The sequence below is a fragment of the Oceanicoccus sp. KOV_DT_Chl genome (assembly GCF_900120175.1).
In the GTDB taxonomy this organism is placed as follows: domain Bacteria; phylum Pseudomonadota; class Gammaproteobacteria; order Pseudomonadales; family Dasaniaceae; genus Oceanicoccus.
In genome coordinates, this window is record NZ_FQLF01000002.1 from 481,097 (window position 1) to 504,078 (window position 22,982).

General features: G+C 46.0%; 27 protein-coding genes. 15 read left to right on the top strand and 12 right to left on the bottom strand.

Annotation, left to right across the window (positions count from 1 at the left end):
• Window positions 1-84 precede the first annotated feature (84 nt).
• From cobO to UNITIG_RS05890, 7 genes are read left to right on the top strand one after another with little or no spacing between them, the layout of a single operon-like run.
• Entirely contained in the window at window positions 85-705 is a 621-nt protein-coding gene (gene cobO / locus UNITIG_RS05865; protein ID WP_101757544.1) for a cob(I)yrinic acid a,c-diamide adenosyltransferase, read from the top strand.
• Entirely contained in the window at window positions 702-1,538 is an 837-nt protein-coding gene (locus tag UNITIG_RS05870; RefSeq protein WP_101757545.1) for an ABC transporter substrate-binding protein, read from the top strand. The genes cobO and UNITIG_RS05870 overlap by 4 nt, the downstream gene beginning before the upstream one ends.
• Window positions 1,535-1,807 carry a hypothetical protein gene (locus UNITIG_RS23435; RefSeq protein WP_200821208.1) on the top strand — a complete coding sequence of 91 codons (273 nt, stop codon included), beginning with the start codon at window positions 1,535-1,537 and terminating at the stop codon, window positions 1,805-1,807. Before UNITIG_RS05870 ends, UNITIG_RS23435 begins: the two co-directional genes overlap by 4 nt.
• A complete protein-coding gene (locus UNITIG_RS05875; RefSeq protein WP_200821209.1) occupies window positions 1,732-2,532 on the top strand; it encodes an iron ABC transporter permease in 801 nt (266 codons plus the stop codon). The genes UNITIG_RS23435 and UNITIG_RS05875 overlap by 76 nt, the downstream gene beginning before the upstream one ends.
• Window positions 2,533-2,540: 8 nt before the next feature.
• Window positions 2,541-3,341, top strand: coding sequence for an ABC transporter ATP-binding protein (locus tag UNITIG_RS05880; RefSeq protein ID WP_101757546.1), 801 nt, complete (start codon window positions 2,541-2,543; stop codon window positions 3,339-3,341).
• 4 nt (window positions 3,342-3,345) lie between these two features.
• Window positions 3,346-4,299 carry a ketopantoate reductase family protein gene (locus UNITIG_RS05885; protein ID WP_101757547.1) on the top strand — a complete coding sequence of 318 codons (954 nt, stop codon included), beginning with the start codon at window positions 3,346-3,348 and terminating at the stop codon, window positions 4,297-4,299.
• Window positions 4,292-5,749 carry a cobyric acid synthase gene (locus UNITIG_RS05890; RefSeq protein ID WP_101757548.1) on the top strand — a complete coding sequence of 486 codons (1,458 nt, stop codon included), beginning with the start codon at window positions 4,292-4,294 and terminating at the stop codon, window positions 5,747-5,749. The genes UNITIG_RS05885 and UNITIG_RS05890 overlap by 8 nt, the downstream gene beginning before the upstream one ends.
• Here the strand turns inward: UNITIG_RS05890 and UNITIG_RS05895 are convergent.
• The 3 genes from UNITIG_RS05895 to UNITIG_RS05905 all read right to left on the bottom strand — a co-directional run bounded on the left by UNITIG_RS05895 (window position 5,741) and on the right by UNITIG_RS05905 (window position 7,498).
• Window positions 5,741-6,340 carry a hypothetical protein gene (locus UNITIG_RS05895; protein WP_101757549.1) on the bottom strand — a complete coding sequence of 200 codons (600 nt, stop codon included), beginning with the start codon at window positions 6,338-6,340 and terminating at the stop codon, window positions 5,741-5,743. The two genes, UNITIG_RS05890 and UNITIG_RS05895, sit on opposite strands and share 9 nt — an antisense overlap.
• Before the next feature lie 9 nt (window positions 6,341-6,349).
• A complete protein-coding gene (locus UNITIG_RS05900) occupies window positions 6,350-6,715 on the bottom strand; it encodes a response regulator (RefSeq protein ID WP_101757550.1) in 366 nt (121 codons plus the stop codon).
• Window positions 6,716-6,832: 117 nt separating this feature from the next.
• On the bottom strand, window positions 6,833-7,498 hold the full coding sequence (locus UNITIG_RS05905) for a cyclic nucleotide-binding domain-containing protein (protein ID WP_101757551.1): 666 nt from the start codon (window positions 7,496-7,498) through the stop codon (window positions 6,833-6,835).
• A gap of 410 nt (window positions 7,499-7,908) precedes the next feature.
• Here UNITIG_RS05905 and UNITIG_RS05910 point away from each other — a divergent pair, with 410 nt between their 5' ends.
• Window positions 7,909-9,195, top strand: a complete 1,287-nt coding sequence (locus tag UNITIG_RS05910; RefSeq protein WP_159931102.1) for a TonB family protein — start codon at window positions 7,909-7,911, stop codon at window positions 9,193-9,195.
• Between the two features lie 61 nt (window positions 9,196-9,256).
• On the opposite strand, the gene UNITIG_RS05915 is transcribed toward UNITIG_RS05910, so the two are convergent.
• The 3 genes from UNITIG_RS05915 to UNITIG_RS05925 all read right to left on the bottom strand — a co-directional run bounded on the left by UNITIG_RS05915 (window position 9,257) and on the right by UNITIG_RS05925 (window position 11,041).
• Window positions 9,257-9,832, bottom strand: coding sequence for a hypothetical protein (locus UNITIG_RS05915; protein WP_101757553.1), 576 nt, complete (start codon window positions 9,830-9,832; stop codon window positions 9,257-9,259).
• Window positions 9,833-10,162: 330 nt separating this feature from the next.
• Window positions 10,163-10,675 (bottom strand): O-acetyl-ADP-ribose deacetylase, encoded by a 513-nt coding sequence (locus tag UNITIG_RS05920; RefSeq protein ID WP_101757554.1) that lies wholly within the window; start codon window positions 10,673-10,675, stop codon window positions 10,163-10,165.
• A 102-nt stretch (window positions 10,676-10,777) separates the two neighbouring features.
• Window positions 10,778-11,041 (bottom strand): DUF4404 family protein, encoded by a 264-nt coding sequence (locus tag UNITIG_RS05925; RefSeq protein WP_101757555.1) that lies wholly within the window; start codon window positions 11,039-11,041, stop codon window positions 10,778-10,780.
• 152 nt (window positions 11,042-11,193) lie between these two features.
• On the opposite strand from UNITIG_RS05925, the gene UNITIG_RS05930 reads away from it, so the two are divergent.
• Window positions 11,194-11,826, top strand: coding sequence for a TetR/AcrR family transcriptional regulator (locus UNITIG_RS05930; protein ID WP_101757556.1), 633 nt, complete (start codon window positions 11,194-11,196; stop codon window positions 11,824-11,826).
• Window positions 11,827-11,884: 58 nt separating this feature from the next.
• On the opposite strand, the gene UNITIG_RS05935 is transcribed toward UNITIG_RS05930, so the two are convergent.
• The 4 genes from UNITIG_RS05935 to UNITIG_RS05950 form a co-directional block, all read right to left on the bottom strand.
• Window positions 11,885-12,661, bottom strand: coding sequence for an AraC family transcriptional regulator (locus UNITIG_RS05935; protein WP_101757557.1), 777 nt, complete (start codon window positions 12,659-12,661; stop codon window positions 11,885-11,887).
• Window positions 12,655-12,957: a hypothetical protein gene (locus UNITIG_RS05940; RefSeq protein WP_101757558.1), complete on the bottom strand. Its 303-nt coding sequence runs from the start codon at window positions 12,955-12,957 to the stop codon at window positions 12,655-12,657. Before UNITIG_RS05940 ends, UNITIG_RS05935 begins: the two co-directional genes overlap by 7 nt.
• 52 nt (window positions 12,958-13,009) lie before the next feature.
• Window positions 13,010-13,813, bottom strand: coding sequence for an enoyl-CoA hydratase (locus tag UNITIG_RS05945; RefSeq protein ID WP_101757559.1), 804 nt, complete (start codon window positions 13,811-13,813; stop codon window positions 13,010-13,012).
• 190 nt (window positions 13,814-14,003) lie between these two features.
• Window positions 14,004-15,884 carry an autotransporter domain-containing protein gene (locus UNITIG_RS05950; protein WP_101757560.1) on the bottom strand — a complete coding sequence of 627 codons (1,881 nt, stop codon included), beginning with the start codon at window positions 15,882-15,884 and terminating at the stop codon, window positions 14,004-14,006.
• 359 nt (window positions 15,885-16,243) lie between these two features.
• On the opposite strand from UNITIG_RS05950, the gene UNITIG_RS24980 reads away from it, so the two are divergent.
• The 3 genes from UNITIG_RS24980 (at window position 16,244) to UNITIG_RS05960 (ending at window position 17,754) form a co-directional block, all read left to right on the top strand.
• Window positions 16,244-16,372, top strand: coding sequence for a hypothetical protein (locus UNITIG_RS24980; protein WP_255399447.1), 129 nt, complete (start codon window positions 16,244-16,246; stop codon window positions 16,370-16,372).
• Window positions 16,373-16,389: 17 nt separating this feature from the next.
• Window positions 16,390-17,358, top strand: a complete 969-nt coding sequence (locus UNITIG_RS05955) for a metallophosphoesterase (RefSeq protein WP_255399591.1) — start codon at window positions 16,390-16,392, stop codon at window positions 17,356-17,358.
• Between the two features lie 90 nt (window positions 17,359-17,448).
• Window positions 17,449-17,754 (top strand): hypothetical protein, encoded by a 306-nt coding sequence (locus UNITIG_RS05960; RefSeq protein ID WP_101757562.1) that lies wholly within the window; start codon window positions 17,449-17,451, stop codon window positions 17,752-17,754.
• Here UNITIG_RS05960 and UNITIG_RS05965 read toward each other — a convergent pair.
• Window positions 17,751-18,161: a nuclear transport factor 2 family protein gene (locus UNITIG_RS05965; protein WP_101757563.1), complete on the bottom strand. Its 411-nt coding sequence runs from the start codon at window positions 18,159-18,161 to the stop codon at window positions 17,751-17,753. The two genes, UNITIG_RS05960 and UNITIG_RS05965, sit on opposite strands and share 4 nt — an antisense overlap.
• A 169-nt stretch (window positions 18,162-18,330) precedes the next feature.
• Here UNITIG_RS05965 and UNITIG_RS05970 point away from each other — a divergent pair, with 169 nt between their 5' ends.
• From UNITIG_RS05970 to UNITIG_RS05980, 3 genes are all read left to right on the top strand, one after another.
• Complete coding sequence (locus UNITIG_RS05970; RefSeq protein WP_101757564.1) at window positions 18,331-20,526, top strand: DUF1631 family protein; 2,196 nt, start codon at window positions 18,331-18,333, stop codon at window positions 20,524-20,526.
• Window positions 20,527-20,580: 54 nt separating this feature from the next.
• Window positions 20,581-20,925: a PilZ domain-containing protein gene (locus UNITIG_RS05975; protein WP_101757565.1), complete on the top strand. Its 345-nt coding sequence runs from the start codon at window positions 20,581-20,583 to the stop codon at window positions 20,923-20,925.
• A gap of 220 nt (window positions 20,926-21,145) precedes the next feature.
• Window positions 21,146-22,432, top strand: coding sequence for an aminotransferase class I/II-fold pyridoxal phosphate-dependent enzyme (locus UNITIG_RS05980; protein WP_101759204.1), 1,287 nt, complete (start codon window positions 21,146-21,148; stop codon window positions 22,430-22,432).
• Window positions 22,433-22,531: 99 nt separating this feature from the next.
• Here UNITIG_RS05980 and UNITIG_RS05985 read toward each other — a convergent pair whose 3' ends face one another.
• Complete coding sequence (locus tag UNITIG_RS05985; protein ID WP_101757566.1) at window positions 22,532-22,882, bottom strand: DUF1820 family protein; 351 nt, start codon at window positions 22,880-22,882, stop codon at window positions 22,532-22,534.
• Between the last annotated feature and the right edge of the window lie 100 nt (window positions 22,883-22,982).

Consider the following 22,982-nt stretch of genomic DNA (forward strand, 5'->3'; position numbering starts at 1 on the left):
GTTAAAGCCTCCTGAATCAAGCCCATTAGATTAAGGCCCCAGCGGGCCTTTTTAAATCACCCATTAAAGCAAGGTATGTGCTTCATGACAGACTCTGATACTAGCGACCGTAAATCAGCCAAACACAAAGCTGCAATGGAGAAACAAAAAAACAAAGTCGATGACAATATTGCCAGGGCCGATGAAGAACGCGGTGTCATGATATTGCTCACCGGTGATGGCAAAGGTAAATCCAGCTCTGCTTTCGGTATGGTTATGCGTAGCATTGGTTATGGCCACAAAGTCGGCGTGGTCCAATTTATAAAGGGCGTGCAGCTATCTGGTGAAGAAATATTTATTCGGGATAAACACCCTGAAGTTGATTTTTATCAAATGGGTACCGGCTTCACCTGGAACACCCAAGATAGAAGTGGTGATATTGCTGCCGCAGAAACAACCTGGAAAGAAGCTCAGCGTATGTTGCAAGATGAATCACTGCGGTTAGTGGTGCTGGACGAGCTGACCTATATGCTGGCGTATAAATATCTTGATGAGGAAATGATTCTGGATGCCATTCGCAATCGTCCTGTGGAGCAGAGTGTGATTGTTACCGGTCGGGGCGGCGGTTCTGCAATTCGAGATTTGGCTGATACTGTTTCTGAAATAAAAGATGTAAAACACGCCTTTCGTGCAGGCGTAAAAGCGCGAGCAGGTGTTGATCTGTGAGAACAGGGTTTTCCCTATCATTCCTTCTGCTGAGTTTATTAATTCAGCCGACAAGCTTTGCCAATGAAACCAGCAAGCCACAGCGGATCATCTCGCTAACACTGTGTACCGATCAAGTGTTACTGCAATTAGTAGACAAAAACCGTATTGCTGCTGTTACCTATTTAAGTATTGATCCTGTCTATTCTGATCAATGGCAACAAGCACAAGGCGTAAAAACTCACGATGGTTTAGCTGAAACACTGGTACCGCTGCAGCCGGACCTGATCATCGGTTCCAAATTCACCAGTGGCAGCACCGTACAAATAATGGAGCAGTTAGGTTATCAAATGACCTTACTGGATGCCCCGACTACCCTAGCAGAAGCCGAACAATATACCCGTGAAATTGGCATCGCTGTTGGCGAATCAGAACGAGCAGAAAAACTTATACAATCCATGCGAGCCGATATCACCAAGGCTAAAAATTTAGTCAAAGATAGACCTCAGCAACTGGCTATTAGTTATGGTCCTAACGGTTTTACTGCGGGAACACACACGATGAAAAACACTATTATCACCACTGCCGGCTATCGAAATCTGGCTAGCGAGTTAGGGATCGATTACTTCGGCAATATTTCATTGGAGCAACTCATATGGTCTAGCCCGGATGTTGTGTTAATCGATGAAGAGATTCCCAACCAAAATTCATTAGCACAAAATTTCACCCATCACCCGGTATTAAAACAGTTTTTGGCCAACCGTGATTTGCCGCGCATTCCAACCAGCCACTGGATCTGCCCGGGACCGCTAGCAGGCAAAGCCATTTTGGCACTGGCGGAACAGCGACAATGAAAATAATTCCGTCTCGTATATTACTGCCAACGCTTACTGTTTTAACGCTGCTATTTTTTTTGGCCGCGCTGCAAACGGGCGCCGCCAACATTGATGTACTGCAAGCCATACAAGATAATTTACAGCAAAAACACACGCTAGCAGCGCTGATTTTTCATGAAATTCGCCTCCCCGTGCGTTACTCGCTATTACCGTGGGCGCAACACTGGGACTTGCTGGCGCGGCCTTACAAGGACTGCTTCGCAATCCTTTGGCTGGACCTGGTTTAGTCGGTGTATCAAACTGCGCCGCGCTGGGCGCTGTTATCGCGCTTTATTTTGGCTGGAGTAGCGTGCTCTGGTTCGCCATACCGTTGGCAGGGATGATCGGTGCCGCCATATCGGTAGTCTTAGTATTTTTATTAGCGGGTCAAAAAAGCAGTATCACTACGCTAATACTTGCAGGGGTAGCCGTCAATGCAGTCGCCTCATCGTTAATCTCTCTAGCTTTGAATTTTGCACCGAACCCTTACGCCATGTCTGAAATTGTATTTTGGCTTCTCGGCTCATTGGCAAATCGTAGCATGGCTGACTTTTTACTTGCCTGCCCATTAATGATTATTGGTTGGCTGTTAATTTTAAGCAGTCGACGGTTTTTGGATGCACTGAGCCTTGGCGAAGAAACTGCACAATCACTAGGCTTTAATTTAGCGCAACAGAAAACTATTATCGTAATTGGTGTCGCTTTCTGTGTCGGCGCAGCAGTCTCGGTAAGCGGCAATATTGGTTTTGTCGGTTTACTAGTACCCCACTTGCTTAGGCCATTAGTTGGCTATGAACCGGGGCGCTTATTAACAGCGAGTTTATTGGGTGGCGCAATCATGGTGCTAATTGCAGATATTGCAGTGCAACTTATTTCCCCTGATCAGGAATTGAAACTGGGTGTTATCACCGCCTTAGTCGGAGGCCCATTTTTCCTATATTTGATTATCAAAACCCGCAACACTCTGGTATAGGTTACGCAATGGAATTACAAGGCAAACAACTTTCGCTCGCGATTGAAAGTAACCCTATTTTAAAATCCGTTGACATTGATATCCGCGCAGGAGAACTTATCGGGTTGATTGGCCCCAACGGTGCGGGCAAAACATCGCTATTGAGGATACTGGCAAATTTACAGGCAGCGGATAGCGGCGGCGTCACTTTGGATAATCAACCACTAACCCGCATCCCTCGCAAACAACTAGCGCAACATTTGGGCTACCTTGAACAAGGCGCACCAGCACACTGGCCACTACAAGTTCGCCGTCTGGTGGAACTGGGGCGGCTACCTTACCTGAGCCCCTGGAGCAATTTATCCGCTGCCGATGCAGCTATTGTAGATACTGCAATGCAACAGGCGGAGGTTGAACATTTGTCCCAACGCATCATCAGCACACTCTCTGGCGGCGAACGACTACGCGTTTTAATCGCTAGATTATTTGCTAGCCAACCGAATATTATTTTAGCTGACGAGCCTATTGCCGCGCTGGACCCTTATCACCAATTGCACACCATGGAATTATTGCGCACACACTGTGACCAAGCCGGCAGTGCTGTAGTAGTAATGCATGATCTCAATATGGCGGCTCGCTTTTGTGATCGACTTATTTTGCTTCATCATGGCGTGGTCGCCGCGCAAGGCAGTGTAGAAAGCGTTTTAACTACCGATAACCTCTCTTCAGTCTATGGCATTCAAACGCAATTATTTTATCATCCGGATAGCGGAGTTACCGTTATCCCTACCACGCGATTAAAACACTCAACTGAAATACCCATAGGGTAACCAGATGAACAATGACTCATTTTTAATAAACGCCGATCCGCTGATGAATACTGACAGACTCTGGTACATATTAGGTGCGGGCGCAATAGGTTGTCTTTGGGCGGCCTATTGGCGAAAGAGCGGAATGCGTGTTGTGCTGATAAGTCAACATCCCAGACCTGAGCTACCACTGACATTAACAATCAATGAAACAGCTGAACAATATTCAGTGCCAGTGCTAACGCCGCAGCAATTAATCGAAAAAAAAATTCAAATCGACCAACTTTTAATTAGCTGTAAAGCACAGCAAACACTGGAAGCCTATCACTCGATTCAATCTTGTATCAGTGATGACGCCACAGTAATACTGCTACAAAACGGTATGCCCTCGCAGCAATTCATCACCGAAATGGCACAAAAAAAATTATGGATCGGGATAACCACCGATGGCGCATATCGCACCGACAGCATGAGTGTTGTCCATGCCGGTAAAGGGCAAACCTATATTGGTCAATACAGCGCAAATAATTCCAGTGAAAATATTTTATCGCTACTGCCACAGGTAGGGCTAACTATTAGTAATTGCCACAACATCATCCAAAGACAATGGCAAAAATTTGCCATCAACTGTGCGATTAATGGCTTAACAGCCATTTACCAATGTCGCAATGGTGGATTACTAGAACACCCTGAAGCCATTCAACGTATGCAAACAGTGTGCGCAGAATTAACCCAACTTGGCCACGCACTCACCCTCAGCCAACAATCAGCAGAAGACCTCTATGAAGAAGTTGTTACCACCTTGCAACTCACTGCAGCCAATTATTCATCCATGTATCAGGATGTCAAACAACAGCGAGCAACTGAAATAGATTATTTAAATGGTTATGTGTGTGAGCAGGCCCAGCAACTGAATATTGAACACCCTGAAAACCTCCGCATTTTGCTCGCTATTAAAAGTTTCCCCTCATATGACTAACAAAACACTTATGGTGCAAGGTACAACTAGCGATGCCGGAAAAAGCGTCATTACCGCGGGACTGTGCAGGGTTTTTGCTCGTAAAAAAATTAACGTTGCGCCATTTAAACCACAAAACATGGCATTAAATAGCGCCGTCACTGAAGACGGCGGCGAAATTGGTCGCGCACAAGCAGTGCAGGCACAAGCCTGTTACCTTAAAGCGCACACCGATTTCAATCCGGTACTGTTAAAGCCGAATACAGATACCGGGGCGCAAGTCATTATCCACGGTAAAGTCGTGACGGATATGAATGCAGTGGATTACCATCACTATAAAACCACCGCGAAGGCAGCGGTGCTGGAATCCCATCAACGCCTATGCGCGCAATACGATGTCATCGTTGTTGAAGGTGCTGGTAGTCCAGCTGAAATTAATTTGCGCGACCGGGATATTGCCAATATGGGTTTTGCCGAGGCGGTAGATTGCCCCGTTATCATTGTCGCCGACATCGACCGCGGTGGTGTATTCGCTCACTTGGTAGGAACGTTAGAATTACTCTCCGCGTCGGAACAACAACGCGTTATTGGTTTTATTATTAACCGCTTTCGCGGTGATATGGCTTTATTGCAACCCGGTATTGACTGGCTGGAGCAATACACCGGCAAGCCAGTGCTAGGTACCCTGCCCTATTTACAAGGCTTCCATCTTGAAGCCGAAGATGCGATCAACAGTAACCAAACTGAGCCAAACAATGCACAACTCAAGGTTGCAGTGCCGGTGCTAGCTCGAATCAGTAACCATACTGATTTTGATGCACTGCGATTACACCCTCAGGTAAATTTACAATTTATCGGCCCCGGCCAATCAATCCCGCCCTGTGATTTAATTATCATTCCAGGCAGCAAGTCAACACGACAGGATTTGCAATGGTTACGCGATAATGGCTGGGATAAATCGATAACAAAACACCTGCGCTATGGTGGCAAAGTATTAGGAATATGTGGCGGTTTTCAAATGCTGGGACAAGGTATTCATGACCCTTTAGGTATTGAAGGCCAAGCTGGCTCCAGTGACGGCCTGGGCTGGCTGGAATTTTCTACCGAAATACAAACAGAAAAACAGCTACATCAGGTGAGCGCACAGCTGGCAGCGAACAATAAAACCATCACCGGTTATGAAATCCATGCAGGCATTAGCAGCGGCCCGGCGCTGGATAAACCATTCGCGAGGATAAACCAGCGAGCTGACGGTGCTATCAGTGAAGATGGCAATATTATCGGGACTTACTTACACGGTTTATTTGATCACGCTGAAGCTAGAGAGTATTTATTACAGTGGGCAGGGTTAGCTAATGTCGAGAGTTTTGATTATCAGGCGCTACAAGAACAAGAAATTAATCGCCTGGCGGACTGTATTGAAGCGCATATCAATCTGGGGGAAATTAACCGGCATTTAAACTTAGGCTAATAGCTCATCCAGCCGTTGCGCCATCGCCGCAATTGCCTGGTCCGGAAATAACAATAATAAATCGCCATTAAATGGGCGACCTTCTAATTGATAATTTATTTCAACCAGCAATACATTCTTCCAGCCGCCAACCAATGAGTTACACACGGCTTGCAAGGATTCGTGTTCAACCACCGAAGGGGGCTCCGGTTTAAAATTTAATTCCCACTGTTCAGAGAGCGCATCAAGACAGGTCTGTGCCATATGCCGGCACGTTTCTGCAACCATTTCATTGGTCGTCGTCAACCCAGGAAGTAGCTCATGCAAGTCACCAATACTGCCCTCGGACAACATCACCAGCGCCAAGCCGGACAAGGCACTACCATCGCTTTTGGATGCAAATAACTGACTAACAGCATAAATACCGGATGTTGAATTCAAGCTTTGCAGGGAGGTCGCTAAGTGTTTGGCTTCGATGATACTGATAACCGGAATCGGTAAGGTAACAAAAACACCCAATTTACGTGCCAGTGAATCGCCTGCCTGGCCGAGCGCCACATTGCAAATTTCCTGCAAACAATCACGCTGGTCTTCTGAATATTGAAGCAGCATTGATAACCCCTAGAACAAACCGTATTGCTGCAATACACCCAGTAGTTTTTCAGCGTTGACCGGTTTGCGGATGAATTCGAGGGCACCCAGACCAATAACCCGGTCCCGTGCCTCTGGTTGGATATCCGCCGAAATGACTATGACCATGCATTTTAGACCTTCTGCTTTAATCGCTTCGAGTACACCATAGCCATCTATCTCTGGCATGGTAAGGTCAAGAAACACCATCTCCCCCTTACCTGCACGAATAGCTTCCAGACCTTCTGCGCCATTAGTCGCAAGCGTAACCTCAACTTCCCACCCCGGCGGCAAAGACCGCGCCACTTGCTTGCGGGCCATATTTGAGTCATCACAAATGAGTACAGGTATGGTCATGGACTACTTCAATCCTAGGTCATTGTTGAAACATGAGTTAGCTAGTATAGCCAGAAGTTGCCGATTCTACCCCACTCAGATGTTAATTTTTACTTAGATTTATAAGGCCTTGCTCAACTACTGCGCGGCATTGACTACCATGACATCCTGAATATGGCCTCCGTCGCTATTCCAACGATCGAGCACATCCGCAAGATATTGTGCTTGCCGCGCCAGGGAATGCAGCTCGTCTTTAGTCCCCTTTGCCCCACTATGAACCGGCACTTGCCGCAATTCATTAGTTAATTTGTGGCTGGGATCTTTCATCCGGTTGACTTCTAAGCGCCAGCGAATGCTGTGCACCATAGTACGATAAAACGTTAATTTGGTCTCCAGATTAACCATGCTGAAATTGTTCAAATCGCCAAAGGGCTTAAAGTCAGTGGCGAACAACAACGCATTCTTGCTGCCTCGTTCCGCCGCTACGGTGGCCTTTCGCTCATGATCACACAATAGCGCTAAATCACCGAACAACTCCCCCGGGGTGATGGTATTCAAAGGCTCAGCGTCATTCTGATCCCAGTAAACCGATAGCCGACCCTTGATCAAAAAATAGAGCCACGATCCTCTATCGCCACGCCGCATGATGGTTTCACCTGGCTCCAGATCCACCACACAGGAATACGTCAACATGACCTCCAGCTGCTCCTTACTTTGTAACTGCAACTCCTTAAAGAAAGGAATGCGACTCAGCAAGGACTCAAGCTCATGCTGCTGATAACCGGATAAGTCCGTGATATTCATTAAATAATTAAACCTTAATTGCTAAATACAGAATTAGTAAGTGCTGCCGATAGATACCCAGCCGGTTGAAATCTTAAACTAAACATTAGGTATAGTAAGTTCTGAAAGAATTGCGATGCCAATTCACAGAATTGTTAAATAGGCACGCTTTTATGCCCGCTAACTGTTTAATATTAATACAAAAGCTGCTGTTCCCCTTAGGAGCCGCACTTTACTTTCAGCTATCCTAGACTACATTGATAAAATGTATTTGAAAGGGACAGAAAGCGACCTTCGAAGCAAGGAGCCATGCATTGAGGCTATTAAATCTTTGCAACGCGGCTAGTGGCTCAATAATTACTATGAACAACAGCCTACCCAGATTGCAAACCGGCTGTAAACCTTTGATCACTATTTACAAAATAATAAACATGAAAATAATGTTAAAACGACTACAACGCTATGCGACTTACACCCTCACTCTGAGCTTGCTGCTGGGCGGGCTGTCACTTCCTGCAAGTGCCCAGGAAGACAGTTTTGATGAGCTGCCACTTAACGGTCTGGCTGCTTTTATCCAATTGCGCAATGAGTATTATATCGGTGCATTGTATCTTGAGAGCTTGAGCCAGGATTCGGGTTCGGCTTTTAATTTTAGCGGACGCAAGCGCATGGACATACGCGTCACTATCGATAAATGGTCGCAGCGGAGCTTTGCCAAACAGTGGAACCAGCTTATTTTGATCAACAATGAACAAGAAAGACTGGAACAATTTACTGATCAAATACTAGCTTTTACGGACCTGCCAAAGGACGATCTTTTAGTAGGCGATACGATCACCATCGATATGCACCCCAGTAAGGGTACGACCATTTATCTGGATGGTAAAAAAGCAATACATACTGACGATAAAGAATTTTTCGATATTTTATTAAACACTTGGATTGGGCAACGCCCGCCTTCATCTGACTTTAAAAATGACATTCTGACCCTGCCTACCGATCAAGCAGGAACTGAGCTACTGGTGCGCTATCAAGCACTTGCGCCCAGTAATGAGCGCAGCAATAAAGTTGCCGGCTGGTTTAAATCTCAATCCAGCAATAAGGCAACAGCAACCAAATCAGCCAATGCGGGTGTAGCGCCACCCTCTTCGGATACAACAGTCACCGCCAAACGTGAAACCAGTACCGCAAAAACTTCAACTAACGTCGCCATTGCGGCAGTCGCTGTAGCGGCACCTAGCACCAAAGTTGAAGTCACTAAACCCAAACTGTCAGCACCTGCAGAACCCAAACCCGCAGCTAAACCAGCGCCGGCACCTAAACCTGAACCTGAACCTGAGCCACCCAAAAAGGTAGCAGCTAAACCAGCACCTGCACCTGTTGCAAAAGTAGAGACGCCAAAAGTTTCTGCAAAAGAAGCAGAGCAAGCAAAATTATTAAAAGCTTACAGCTCCAACGTGCTTAAACTTACCTACCTCAACACCCAGTATCCGAAGCGGGCAATGGACTTTAAACAACAGGGCTTAGTACTACTCACGGTGAAAATTAATCGCAAAGGTAAACTGATTGATATTATCGAGACAACTACCTCCGAGCATAAACTACTCAATAATGCAGCGCGTAAAGCGATTAAAAGCACAGCGCCATACCCTGAAGTACCGAATAACTTGGAAGGCGAAGAAATCTCAGTGGATCTGCCCTTTAACTTTAAGCTATAGGCCACTTCTACAACCCAATAAAAAAGGGCCTATCGGCCCTTTTTTATTGTCTCAATTTTAGTTACTGGATATTCGGCAATTTTTCCGCAATAGTATGCAAAATATCTTTTCTTTCCAAAGCAGACCGACCACCTAATTTATCCAAGCGAATACTATGTAAATGCAAGGCTGGTACTTTATTTTCAATCTCACGTAAATCACCTTTCATCAGAATTGGTAAAAAGGGCTTATCCGCTGGACGGCGCTGATTAATTGCTCTTAAACCAGCCTGTAGAGGAACCACGCGATACTTTTTCTTACCGCCATCACTGCTTTTCAGCGGAATGGTCAGGTGCAAGCCCTGCTTGCCTATCAACTCCCCTGGCACAATAGTCAATCCAGTCATTTGAATAGCATCTTCAGGCACGCCCTGAAATGTATCGTGATACGCATAAGGGTTAGGGAGGATAACCATCTTGCGGCCCTCCTCCTCTGGAAAGTAAATATTATAGTTACTGTATAACTGTTCTACGGAGCCAGAATATACACAGAGTTTATTTTCAAACCGCTTTACAAAATCAGTAGCCAACTGCCGATGTTGGAATTCATCCATATCCCATACAAGATCGTTATTACTTTGCTCATTTTCAATACTCATCGCTGATACCGCTCCGTGATTACTACTACCACATCAATTTCGTTACACCAGGGATTCACCCGGATTGTCCTTAAAAGCTCAAAGTCACTTTTGTCTGCTATTTTATTGACAGAAAACAGCTCAAAAACCACAGAGAATTGGCATTATATTACAAAAAAAAGCTTTATAAACAACAACTTATTTAGAAATAAACGTCATAAGATTGACGAAAAAAGACACTCACAACCTGTTATCAATAACTATTTGAAATTGCTAGCAATTACTCTTATAGCTAAAAGTAGTCATTAATTAGCTTTTAAACAATATTCTCTGCCAAAGAACATCAATGGTTTAACGCGCCAACTGCTGCTGATAGCAATTCATTATCTGCTCGCTGGAACAGACAAAGAGCACTTTCTCAACCCGATCCGTTTCCTGCGATTGCAGTGTTTGCTTGACAGTATCGACCGCTACCTTAACGGCATCTTTAATGGGATAGGCGTAAATGCCACAGCTAATCGCGGGAAAAGCGATCGATTTATAGCCTTGCTTTACTGCCAACAGCAAACTATTTCGATAACAGGACGCCAACAATTCAGGCTCTCCGGCACCGCCTCCCGTCCAGATTGGGCCAACTGCATGAATCACTGCCTGACAAGGCAAATCAAAAGCGGCTGTTAATTTTACCTGCCCAGTCTGACACCCCCCCAAGGTGGCACATTCAGCCAACAATGCAGGACCCGCAGCGCGATGAATAGCACCATCAACGCCACCACCTCCTAGCAAGCGGTTATTGGCTGCATTGACAATGACATCAACCTCCAGCTGAGTTATATCTGCCTGCACGACATTCAATAAAGCCATCTACTGCACCCCCGCAATATTAGCAAGGCGAGTTGACCCCGCGAGCTATGAGGAGCGCTAATATACCGCCCCTAAATTTGTAAGCCTTGGGGAATCCCGACGCTACACCCCCATACTGGTTAGGGTCACCATAATATTATTTAGAATGCCCGCTACCGTAGGGTGGTCGCGCTCAAACGCCGATACCATAGAATCCACTTGCTCCACCAAATCAGTCGGCTCAGCGTCTATCACGGGATCTTGTAGCTGCTGCTCAATACCAATAATTAAATCGTTTAACTGATCCTTGCTGGACTCGGGTACTGATAATTCGTCAATCGCCGCATTTAGCTGATCCAGATGTTCACGTAATTCCTGTTGATTCATCATCAACTCCTCAATAACAATGTTCAATTCATAACGGAATAATAACAGCTAAAGCCGACTATCTCCCGAGCATAATCAATAGAAAATTTCGTTGCGAAAAATAATAGTTACCACTATGGTTACCCCAGTGTAAACGAAACAATTAGCAAGCCATGAGCCCTGATCAGAAAGCACCCAAGCCCACAACCAAGCCACCGACCAAGCGCGGTGCCGCCACCCAATCAAAGGTAATCGCTGCTGGTATTAAGTGCATAGCAGAACAAGGACTTCACCATACCAGCACCAACAAAATTGCCAAAGCGGCTGGCGTTACCTGGGGAACCTTGCAACATCAATTTGGCGATAAAGCTAGTCTGTTAGAAGCAATACTGGAATACTGTTTTAACGAACAAATGCAACAGCTAGCACAGGCGACTGTCGCTAAAAATACACTTGAGCAACGCATTGAAGCCATTATTGACGCCATTTGGGAAAACCAACAGAGCCTAAGTAGCCGTGCCATGCAGGAAATTTTACTCGGTGTTCAAGGGGATAAAGTATTCAGCCAGCGAACTTATCCCACATTAAAAAAATTGCGCGATCTCTACAATCAACAATGGCAATCTTTTTTTGCAGATGTCGATCTTTCCGAACGGCAAATGGAGGCAAGCAAACAGTTTGCCTTTGCGACATTACGGGGGCTGACCTTCGATTACTCAGTACGCAGCTCTCACCAATCGGTCGATGACGCCAAGCAATTACTCAATCAAGCCTTACTCGCCATTTTCACCTCTAATAAACGCTAACACCGCTACCAAGTGACTCCAACTAAATCCGCTAGTTTCAACCGGCGCCTAACACAGATTAACGAAACTCACCGGGAGACAAACCCGTCCAGCGCTTGAATGAACGATGAAACGCACTCGGGTCACTAAATCCCACTAACTCTGCAACATCACTTACTGTCAGCTTTGAATTATTTAAATACTCAATCGCCGCATCTCGACGCGCACTATCTTTTATTCGTTGATAGGAGGTGCCCTCTTTATCTAGCCGGCGGCGCAACGTACGAGCGGACATATTTAACACCTTGGTCAGCTGCTCAAAGGTGGGTAAATCTTCATGCAAATCACTGCCAATAATTAATCGAATGCGCTCTGCCACTGACTGCTCATTGGTTACCGGCTTAATCACCACATGGTAAGGGGCTACTTTCAGAAAAATGTCTAAATCACTCTCGCTGCGTACTATTGGCGCATCCAAATGGGACGCTGAAAATCTCAACCAATTACAGCTCTGATCAAACTCGATGGGGCAAGGTAGAAAATGCTGTAATCCGGCCCGATTGGCCGGGGAAGGGCTAAAACAACCGGCAGCGACTACTTCAATATTTTTTCCAATCAGCCAGGAGCACACCCGTAACCAAATAGCCATACTACATAACACACCATCCTGAGGCGCGTCCTGCCCAGCAATGGCGGTAGACAAATATCGCAAGGTCACTGACTTATCGTCGGCAGAAACCAGCAGCTCGTGGATTAATACGCTATCCGCACGTTCGCGACAAACCGCGTTAAATTCGATAGCCCGATCCATCGCATCACGTAATTTCTGACAGTGAATGATCGAGTAAGTTAGCATTCTGGTCGCGCCAACAGGCGTGGGACTCCCTGAATAATACCTCCCGATTCATCCTGTAACACATCAAACAATTCCAGACACAATCGACTGTATTGTTCCACACTAATTACAGCATCATTAACCGAATCGCTAGCCAGCGGGTTTATTGGAAACCCTGCCGCTTGTATTACGGCATCAACATCGCGGCCAAATGCCCTGGCTTGCACTAACAAGGCTTTCGCGAAAGACAGCGGCACCTCATCAGCGACAACCTGATCATGAGCAAGGGTGGAATTGGATACTGATGTAAGAACCATAATATCGTTGCTAAACCTAGCTCTCATTTCATCGCAACAGTATTGATGCTGATTAATCCTTATATTCAGGCTTGCGTTTTTGCTTGCGCGCCCTGATCGCTTCTTCAAAATTTTGAGTCGTCATCCTAACAAATAATTGCGCATTCGCTTCATGCTGCATATGTGAATCCATACTGCTCGCTTCAATACCTGACCACAACATCTGCTTAGTCATTTCAACACCTAAACGACTGAAACCGACAATGCCTTCTGCTAACTGATAACACTCCTCTAATAACTCATCGTGTGCTACCGCCCGTGACACAATGCCAATTCTCGCCGCCTCTTCAGCATCAACGTCCCGGCCGGATAACATAATTTCAAACGCTCTGGATGTACCTATGGCGCGCGGCAAAATATAACTTAAGCCCAACTCCGCCGCTGTTAATCCATTATTAATACCCGCTGGCCGAAAATAGGCACGCTCTGAAGCAATACGAATATCTGCCGCCATGCTCAAACAAAAACCGCCACCTATCGCGGCGCCATTGACCGCACAAATCACCGGTTGATGCATTGAGTGAATCGATTTGATCACATCCTCCAGCACCCCCATTGCCCGACGCGCAATACCGGGCATGGTCAAACCATCAAATATAGGTAAATATCCCGAGTCTTCCAAATCAGCCCCTGAACAAAAGCCCTCACCTGCTCCGGTCAATATCACCGCCCGAGTATCGTTATCATAACTGACCTCCTGCAATGCTTGATGCAACGGCACCATGACATCAAACGCCATCGCATTCATACGCTCGGGACGATTTAGCGTAATTTGAGTAACAAAGGGGCGAGGCTTGCTTACTGCGATAAAAGACACACTCTATCTCCTGCTATTTATTATGGGTTCGGAGAGTAACGTGAGTATCACAGCTTAACAAGTGATCAGATTTACCATTCGGTAATGGAGTTTTACTGCCAGCGCCGTCAAAATTATTAAACATAGCGAATAAAAAAGCCCCTGACCATAATCCGGAAAGGGGCTTGGGCTGCAACCTTAAAAACCAACACTACATAGGCATAGAGTAACTCAATGCGACATGCTCAAAACCATCACCACGATCGCTATAGTTAACGGTTAAGTTCAAATTTGCATTCTCTAATATGTGTAACGAGCCACCCAGCGTAGCCTTCATAAAGCTATCATCCTGCGCTTGAAAACTGGGTAATTTATACGTCGAAAAACCCAAATTAGTATTGCGAATATTTAGAGTTTCATTTTCATCTTCCTGTTCTTGCACAGCAAATACTTCAGCAAAAAGACGAATACCATTACCGATTTGCAGCCCTGATACCACACCCACACTTAACTCAAGACTTTTCCGGTTTTGCTCGCCCCAAGCGTAATTTGAAATAGCGCCACCTGATTCAGTAAAACTATCAACCGTACTATTTAGATACTGCATCCCAATTGCAGGAGCGATATGCCAATTGTCAGCAGATAATGCCTTATAAGCCGCCAGCAAATCTATATTCCAGACATGGCCATCGGTATCGCCCTCTGCAATGATTGTTTGGTCACCAAACCTAAAGTCCCGCTCTAAATCATCATAGCTCAGTACTGTTAAGCCAATATTGGCATCAATAAATACATTGTCCTTTCGATAACCTAACAACCCGCTTACGCCCCAGGAATCTGCCTCATAGTCGACCGCATCAACATCCAGCTCCTGCTGGCCAAGACTAATCGCCGCACCATAAATTAGCGTATCCGAGGCTTTGAACGTACGGCCGACGGTGAGACTACGATTTTCAGCTTCAGAAGAGGTTGTGTCTTCATATTCGCTAGTCGACATATCGCCCGAAATAAATAACTGCCCTTCGCCTATTGCCCAGCGTGACTGCCGTAACTCATTTGTCACCGCAGCAGCTTGAACTCTACCAGCCGCTAAAGCCAGCTCAGGTAGCAAACCCACTTTTTGAGGAGCGACAATAATATCATTTAAATAATCACCGAATAATTCACTGGTCGCTTCCGCAGGGTGCAAGCCATCGTTAAAAAATACCGCGCGAGGATCGGGATCCGTACCACCAATACCGTAGGTGGGATGCTCGATACAATCCGTATTAGTGGGGCCATCGTTATAACACATTGAAAATTGATTCACTGTGTTCGAACCTACCACCAGATCCCCAACGGCAAAGCCGTAGGTGTCAGCATTGGCGAACACATAATTGACAAAACCTTCAATATCCACAGGAATAAGATTAACGCCAGCTAGCGATAAAGCCGAAAAAGTTTCAACACCACCGTTATAGCCCGCCGATGTCTGCGACAAACCATCTGCAGCACCCGGTACAATCGTTTCAAAATATTGAGCCGCAGGGGTGATACCGACGTCAGGTGCATTGGCCACCATAATGTATTGTGCTCCAGCATCTGACAGCGCCTTAATAGCAGCAATATAGGTCTCTGCAGTGCTACGCACAGCTGCAGGAATATTCTCAGGTGTACTGCTATTAGCTATGACAATATCGCGAATATCATTACCGCCACCGTCCATTAAGATCAACGTATCCGCAGATATACGACCGTTTACGTTAGTAAGATAGGCATTAGCGCTGCCCGCCGAAGTGCTCACGCCAGTACCTGAAATTGAATTAAGTACATCAGCAACGCGATAACCCCCAACAGCGTAGTTAGTACCGCCGTCAATGGCAGGTGATAACGTCAACCCCAAATCCGACGCTAGAAAATCCGGCGCGATCGGCGCATAAACACCAGGACTTAATTCACTGGTAAAACGCGTGCCTCCGCCAAAGTTACCGGTATCCATCAAACTATCACCAAACACCACTAACTCATTAAAGGCTGTATCAGCCTGAACTGGTGCCGCAATCAGTATTGACGCTGACAAGCCAGCCGTTAGAACCACCATTTTTTTTAACATGCATCCCCCCGGGCGCCTAAACGCCTTATATTTATTACTTTTAACTCATTAAGATTGTAGCGCGATAGCCTCACACTGCGTACAACCCCTATCGATAAGCGTAGAACACCCTTATCAATCCAACAATAACGCATACATCCACTCAAGCTATCAATAACAAGCAGGTTAACGCTATAGCTGGCCGCGTAAAAAATCACTTAAACTACAAAAATTTAATTTTCCCCAACACAGGGTCATGTTGTATGGTCTGCCATCGGCCAGCGCATTACTCGTATAACCTGCGGATAAATAGGCCCACGTTAAAAATTAGCTGATTATTGCTGGCTACACCACCCTTCTTCAATTGTTCGGAGTTTCCTATGCTACAACGTTTCGCCATCGTGCTTGTTATTAGTTTTGTCAGCGCCTGTGCTTATAACAAGCCCACTAACGAAACCCCTATATTAATGCCAACATTGAACCAGCAGCAGCGGCCACCGGCCAATTAAAACGACGAGTCCTGCTGCTGGGCGATGCTGGTCACTCGTCAATTGACCCGCTACAAGCCAGCTTGCAAGTAGCCCTGGATCGCGCCAAATTAGCCCCCGAACTGACCAGTGTGGTGATGCTGGGTGATAATATTTATTATTTTGGTTTCCCCAATAAAGATGAGGACCAAACTGAATATACAGACAGCCAACTGGAAGACATCAGCCATCTTGAAGCACAACTACAAATTGCAAAGCACAGCGGTGCCGAAATTTTTGTGGTACCGGGTAATCATGACTGGTATGCCGAACAGGTAGATTCACAAGCACAATATATTGAAGACTATGCCAGCACACACAATATCAAAGCCCATTTTGTCCCCCATCAATTAGAACAAGACCCGCTACCTGAAATCATCCACCGCGAAAGCGTCAGTATTATTTTTATCGATAGCATGTGGCTAATCAAGGCCGACGATGAACAGTATCAAAAGGCGTTGAGCACACTCAATCAGCTCATGCTAGAAGCCAGGCAACAATATCCTGACAACCTTATATTAGTCACCGCCCATCACCCCATAGAAACTATGGGGCCACACAACCGCTATTACACCAGCTTTGCCTATCATGCCTTCATAGCCACCGTTGAGTTATTTATGGAAAATGATCAGGATACCGATCACCCCCGCTATCAACGAATGATTACAGGTTTAGAACAGTCCTTGGCTCAGTTCGATAAAGTAGTCTTTGCCGCTGGCCACGATCACAACCTGCAAATTTTTAAAAGCCCTGAGGACAAAGCCCCGGAGTATCGCTTAGTCAGCGGTGCCGCCAACACCTCAAAAATCACTGGAGTAGGCACTAACGAGAATTCTCAGTTTGCTCTGGCCCGTGAAGGCCTGATGGAAATGGAGATCTATGACAACGGTATATTGCTTAACGTTTATGCCATTGACCAAACCCAACCGGTACACCAGCAGTGGCTATGGCAATCGCCCGCACAATAACACTATAATTTGCCCAACTTGAGCAAATTGCCATTTATCAGCCCGCATCACTGATAATTTAACCTGTAATCCATAGCTTCCGCTGAGAATATGCATACCTACGCCAAGCAATGCGACAAATCACTGAAACAGCAAATAGATGTTGTCGCTGAGTACTATGCGCATAAAATTCAGCCGCAACGAATAGCGTATCGCACCGGTATCGATCTGGAATTAGTGACACAACTCATTAACGGCGAGAACCATCAGCGACTGTTTAAAGCACTACTATCACGTCACAAAAAAGCGCGCCGCGATCAACGCTTAAAAAAATCCTTACGTCATCGAGGCATTACCCAATCGGACCTACAGGATAAAATTGAACAGGAATACCAACAATCCTTAGTGGATAGCTAATCTGGATGTTGACCACCACATAACACTTCAGTCACCAATTCTGTATCCATATACTCTTTTAACTTCAATACTTTACCATCACAAAATTCGAATAAAAAATGGTACAGGTTGTTATACACAACGCCCGAAACATGCATTCCTTTTGACTCAGCCTCCACAGCAACCCGGTCGCCCTCGGCAGTCATTGCCGTAATCGTAAAGACCAATCCAGCAGGAAAAGCCTCAAAGATGGCCCCCGCACCATGAGTAATCTGCGCCAACGACATGGTCCCTGATATCAAGGTGCTACCAGAGGTCCAACAAACACCTTGTGGATGATATAACCGCAAAAAGCCCGCTACATCACCCTGATTCATCGCAGCAAAGAACTGCTCTACCACTTTTTTATTCTGCTCTACACTAGACATCTCACTTTCCTCATTTACTCATCTGCCAATGCTATCTGAACACTATTCATCACTTGAAACTCTATATAACCGATAATTCAAGTCGCAGCTACCGCGACTATGCTTGAGCTATAATGGAGGGTATATTAGCAATAGAAAAAACAACTCTCATTATGAGCCCTAATTTGTCATGGATATGCAAGACACGCCCAACGCAACAGAGCGGACGAAAATTCTGGCTAGCTGCCGCCAACTGATTCAGGACTGGTCTACACAGCAGTTTGATGAGTATACCAGCACACTCATCAAGCAACTCGTTAAACGCTCAAACAGCGCTGATAACAACGAAGATAAAAATAGATATTTTCAGGCCCATGATGAGATCAATCAGAACCAAACAATCATCAAGCAACTGTTTCTCCAGCACCTAAATCAAGCTTTCGACCTTTATTGCAAACAACAATATACTGCCACCGACTATACCAATGAGCTTGCCATGCAACAGCAGCTCGCAGAACAGCACGACACCTTATCGCTGCTGGATAATAAAGTGCTGGAACAAAAGTTAGCGATCGCAGCGATGAGCCGCAAAGTCGCCACCCGCCACTCGGAACAGCTCTATGCACTCAATCAGCGTTTATCGGTACTCACAGGCGGAAAGAAAATTACCGATCAGGGCAACCCTGTAGCTCCCGCTGTATTAGGCGAAGGCTTACAGCAAGCAATCTGTGAATTATCACTGGATGATCCCACTCAACTGTTTATCTATAAAATTTTTGAAACCAGCTTCGCAATCAAACTGGCCCAGTTATATAACCAACTGAATCTGAGTTTGCTACAGCAAGGGATTCTGCCGCACCTCACCTACCATATTGAAAAAGATGCTGCGGATACAGCAGATGCAAGCCACCAAACAGCAGGGACTAATGACACCGCCGACTCCGGATTACCCGAAGAATTGCAAGCCCTCACTAATGCGCAAACACTTAGCAAACAAATCCGCTTATTTGAAGCTATCCGCCAACTGCAAGCGCGGTTGCAACCGCAAGCCAGAATACAACGACCTGCAGGCACCATCTCAGTACCCGCCGCTCAGATTCTCGCCGGCATTCAGCAGTTACAACGCAATGCTGGCGCTATATTGAAGGCACTGGAATCGCCTCAGGCTGTTGCCAGCAGCAGCCCCCAGCAATTGCGACAACAAGCCGAACAAGAAGCCAGCAAAACTGACGATGTAGACGCCCATGTCATCGAAATAGTCGGTTTATTATTTGAATACATGTTAAATGATCAACAACTACCGGATACAGTTAAAGCACTACTCAGCTATCTACATACTCCCTTCTTGAAAATTGCAGTAGTCGACAAAGACTTTTTTGATCACCCGGAGCACCCGGCCAGACAACTACTCAACAGCCTGGTAGCTGCTGGAGAGCGCTGGGTTGAGCCTACAGGCAAACATAAGAGCGATGTTTTCCAGCAAATAAAAACTATTGTAGAGCGGCTATTAAATGAATTTGATAATGATGTAAGACTGTTTTCAGAATTGGCATTCGATTTTAATCACTATTTACGCCAGCACGCCAGGCGCATCCGGCTTGCTGAAAAACGCGCCATGCAAGCCGCTCAGGGCGAAAACAAACTCAAAGAAATCAGGCTAAAGGTGCGCACCTACCTGCAGAAAAAAACCTCCAAAATAAAACTATCGCCCACTATCCATACCCTACTATTTGAACCCTGGGCCAACTTTCTCTCCTTTAATTTATTGCGCTTTGGCTCTCGTAGCGAGCAGTGGCGGGAAGCTGCTCACGCCGTCGATGACATTCTCTGGTTTTGCCAGCCACACAACCCGAATAACCTACCGGAAGTGCGGCGAGCACAGGAATTAAAACAAACCTTGCCTAAAATTTTACAGGCAGGTTTTAATACTGTCGGCTATGACAGCGCCCAAGCAACAAAATTATTACAAGCCCTAATCGAATACCAGCATCAAATGCCAGCAGCCAAGAGCAACATCAGAACCATAGCCAATAATACTATGGCTGCCAACATAGATGATGTCGATTTAGGCAAGCAAGCAGAAGCGGCCGCAAAAGCAGACGACCTCCTAAAAACCTTAAAACAAACCGAGTCTGGCACCTGGTTTATCTTTAACGCCAACACTGACAACCCGCAGCGGGTTAAACTAGCTTGGGCAAACACTAACACCCTACACTTTATGTTTGTCAATCGCCTTGGCCAACAGGTCGCCGTCAGTAGTGGCCAGCAATTAGCCGCAGATATTAGAGCCGGTAAAACCCAAATTCTAAAACCACTGGAAGACAAACCGTTCTTTGAAAAAGCCATGGAAAGAGTACTGGAACAAATCCGACAACGAGAACATTAATGGTCTACACTTGCTTCGTAAAAGTACGAAGTAATAAAAACAAAAGGCATAAACATGACAGATCAGGTAGAACGCAAACATCTACGGGTAGAGCTCAATAAAACTATCCCTATTATTGATGTTATTAATGGTGGCAATTTTGGCGAGCTCGTCAACGCTACCGTTGAAGGCATTATGATTATTACCGATCAGGAAATAGATACGCATTCCATCTACCAGCTAGCTCTGAAACTACCCGTAGAAATTGAGGGTAGCATGTCTGTAGATGTAGGTGCTGATTGTCTCTGGTGTCGTAAAGTTGAAAATTTCCATCGTTACTGGGCCGGCTTTCAGATCATCGACGCTTCGGATACCGCCCTCAAACAGATAGAAGAACTCATTGCGCATTACAGCAAGTAATACCCAAAAGCCCACTGCGGAGTAAATAAGTAAAATTAATCTTTATTTTGACCCAATCCACTGGGCAAAATGATTAACCCATAGCCAAAATGCAGGTATAATTCCCGCGCAAGGTCAGCCCCGATTTCAATTCTCGTTGTTTTAACAGCCCTGCAACCACAAACTATTATTTTCCTGCAATTCTGCAGGCCACCTTGATGACTTAAAAGAGGATCAAATGTTGCGTCTTGATCAGGCAACTCCGGAACAACTACGCGAGTGGCAAACAGCCCTAAACGAACAATACAAAAGTTTACAGCAGGCCGGTCTCAACCTCGACCTGACCCGCGGTAAACCCAGTGCCGAACAGCTGGATTTATCCAATGCGCTGGATGGTATTTTAAACGGTACCTATACCGACGACAGCGGCACTGACTTACGCAACTACGGCGGACTGGATGGCATTCCTGAAGCCAAACAACTATTTGCACAAATAATTGATGTAAAACCGGAAGAAGTGATGATCGGTGGCAACGGCAGTCTGACCCTAATGTACTTTGCAGTGCAGACCGCCCTACAGCACGGTGTTGCCGATGCCGATAGCGCCTGGATAAAAGAAAGCGCTGGCGCCAGTATCAAATTTCTCGCCCCGGTACCTGGCTACGACCGTCACTTTGCCCTTTGCGAGCACTTGGGTATTGAGTTAATTCCGGTAACCATGAATGCCGATGGCCCTGATATGGATCAAGTCGAACAGCTGGTTAAAGCTGATAGCAGTATTAAAGGGATCTGGTGTGTACCCCGCTTCTCTAATCCGACCGGTACCGTTTATTCCGAGCAAGTCGTTCAACGCATCGCCAAACTCGGCACTATTGCCGGCGCCAACTTCCGCGTATTTTGGGATAACGCTTACGCCGTCCACACCCTGCAAGAGAATGCGACGGCACTCCCTAATTTAATGGATTATTGCCGCGCAGCGGGCACTGAAGACAGCGTTTACCTATTTGGCTCTACTTCTAAAATCACCTTCGCCGGTGCCGGCGTTGCTTTTATGGCTAGCTCTCCCGCCAACCTGAATGTACTAAAAAAACACCTGAGTTTTAACACCATTGGCCCAGACAAAGTAAACCAGTTACGTCATGTAAAATTTCTAAAAGACATGGGCACGTTGAATCAGCATATGGCCAAGCATGCCGCCATTATGCAACCCCGCTTTAACGCAGTGCTGACCTCGCTACGTACTGAACTGGGTGATAGTGGCATGGGTAGCTGGACTGAACCGGAAGGCGGATATTTTGTATCCTTCGATTCCCGCCCTGGACTAGCGCGAGAAATTGTCAAAATGGCTGCCGGTGCGGGCGTCAAACTGACGCCGGCGGGAGCCACATTCCCTTACGGCAATGACCCACAGGACAGTAATATTCGCTTGGCACCAACTTACCCCACAGTAGCTGAAATCGAAAAAGCAATGGCCGTGTTTGTATTGTGCGTAAAACTAGCCTCGATCAATCAGGCGCTCGCGGCATAGCCCATCAGGCGTCGTGCTTAATGATGTTTTTACCCCATAAAAAAACGCCAGCATCAAGCTGGCGTTTTTCGTTTTGAGCTAGTGGCAGCTAAGCGATCATTAATCGATATCACCACTGATAGGTCTGGCGCCTGAAGGCAGAGGAAATGCCGTGACGTTGCTACCAGCACCACCGACCGCATCAACTATTTTGCCGGTGCCTTCCTTTTCAACCTCATCAATACGAATAACCGAATGCATGGGCAGATATGAACGTGATACGCCTGAAAACTCTGTTTTCAGCTTTTCTTCAGCCGGATCAACAATCATCTGGCTGCGCTCACCAAAGACAAAATCTTCAACTTCAATAAAACCGTACATTTCACTCTGATAGATAGCCTTGGCATAAAGCTCATAGACCTTATTCTGGTTGAGAAAAATAACTTTATAGATGGGTTCACTTTCTGACATAGATGTTTCTACTACCTTAGAGGGTTTACTGCTAGCGTTTACTGTCTAATAAGGCCCCGATAATTGAGCAATTCACAGCGATAACTAATTCGCTGCAATA

Excerpts from the sequence above, each read along its gene's own strand:
- UNITIG_RS05970 (WP_101757564.1), top strand. The coding sequence starts at position 18,331 with ATGGATATGCAAGACACGCCCAACGCAACAGAGCGGACGAAAATTCTG.
- UNITIG_RS05885 (WP_101757547.1), top strand. The coding sequence starts at position 3,346 with ATGAACAATGACTCATTTTTAATAAACGCCGATCCGCTGATGAATACT.
- UNITIG_RS05925 (WP_101757555.1), bottom strand. The coding sequence starts at position 11,041 with ATGAATCAACAGGAATTACGTGAACATCTGGATCAGCTAAATGCGGCG.
- UNITIG_RS05950 (WP_101757560.1), bottom strand. The coding sequence starts at position 15,884 with ATGTTAAAAAAAATGGTGGTTCTAACGGCTGGCTTGTCAGCGTCAATA.
- UNITIG_RS24980 (WP_255399447.1), top strand. The coding sequence starts at position 16,244 with ATGCTACAACGTTTCGCCATCGTGCTTGTTATTAGTTTTGTCAGCGCC.
- UNITIG_RS05985 (WP_101757566.1), bottom strand. The coding sequence starts at position 22,882 with ATGTCAGAAAGTGAACCCATCTATAAAGTTATTTTTCTCAACCAGAAT.
- cobO (WP_101757544.1), top strand. The coding sequence starts at position 85 with ATGACAGACTCTGATACTAGCGACCGTAAATCAGCCAAACACAAAGCT.
- UNITIG_RS05930 (WP_101757556.1), top strand. The coding sequence starts at position 11,194 with ATGAGCCCTGATCAGAAAGCACCCAAGCCCACAACCAAGCCACCGACC.
- UNITIG_RS05910 (WP_159931102.1), top strand. The coding sequence starts at position 7,909 with ATGAAAATAATGTTAAAACGACTACAACGCTATGCGACTTACACCCTC.
- UNITIG_RS05960 (WP_101757562.1), top strand. The coding sequence starts at position 17,449 with ATGCATACCTACGCCAAGCAATGCGACAAATCACTGAAACAGCAAATA.
- UNITIG_RS05895 (WP_101757549.1), bottom strand. The coding sequence starts at position 6,340 with ATGCTGCTTCAATATTCAGAAGACCAGCGTGATTGTTTGCAGGAAATT.
- UNITIG_RS05965 (WP_101757563.1), bottom strand. The coding sequence starts at position 18,161 with ATGTCTAGTGTAGAGCAGAATAAAAAAGTGGTAGAGCAGTTCTTTGCT.
- UNITIG_RS05880 (WP_101757546.1), top strand. The coding sequence starts at position 2,541 with ATGGAATTACAAGGCAAACAACTTTCGCTCGCGATTGAAAGTAACCCT.
- UNITIG_RS05935 (WP_101757557.1), bottom strand. The coding sequence starts at position 12,661 with ATGCTAACTTACTCGATCATTCACTGTCAGAAATTACGTGATGCGATG.
- UNITIG_RS05975 (WP_101757565.1), top strand. The coding sequence starts at position 20,581 with ATGACAGATCAGGTAGAACGCAAACATCTACGGGTAGAGCTCAATAAA.
- UNITIG_RS23435 (WP_200821208.1), top strand. The coding sequence starts at position 1,535 with ATGAAAATAATTCCGTCTCGTATATTACTGCCAACGCTTACTGTTTTA.
- UNITIG_RS05940 (WP_101757558.1), bottom strand. The coding sequence starts at position 12,957 with ATGGTTCTTACATCAGTATCCAATTCCACCCTTGCTCATGATCAGGTT.
- UNITIG_RS05900 (WP_101757550.1), bottom strand. The coding sequence starts at position 6,715 with ATGACCATACCTGTACTCATTTGTGATGACTCAAATATGGCCCGCAAG.
- UNITIG_RS05905 (WP_101757551.1), bottom strand. The coding sequence starts at position 7,498 with ATGAATATCACGGACTTATCCGGTTATCAGCAGCATGAGCTTGAGTCC.
- UNITIG_RS05915 (WP_101757553.1), bottom strand. The coding sequence starts at position 9,832 with ATGAGTATTGAAAATGAGCAAAGTAATAACGATCTTGTATGGGATATG.
- UNITIG_RS05890 (WP_101757548.1), top strand. The coding sequence starts at position 4,292 with ATGACTAACAAAACACTTATGGTGCAAGGTACAACTAGCGATGCCGGA.
- UNITIG_RS05920 (WP_101757554.1), bottom strand. The coding sequence starts at position 10,675 with ATGGCTTTATTGAATGTCGTGCAGGCAGATATAACTCAGCTGGAGGTT.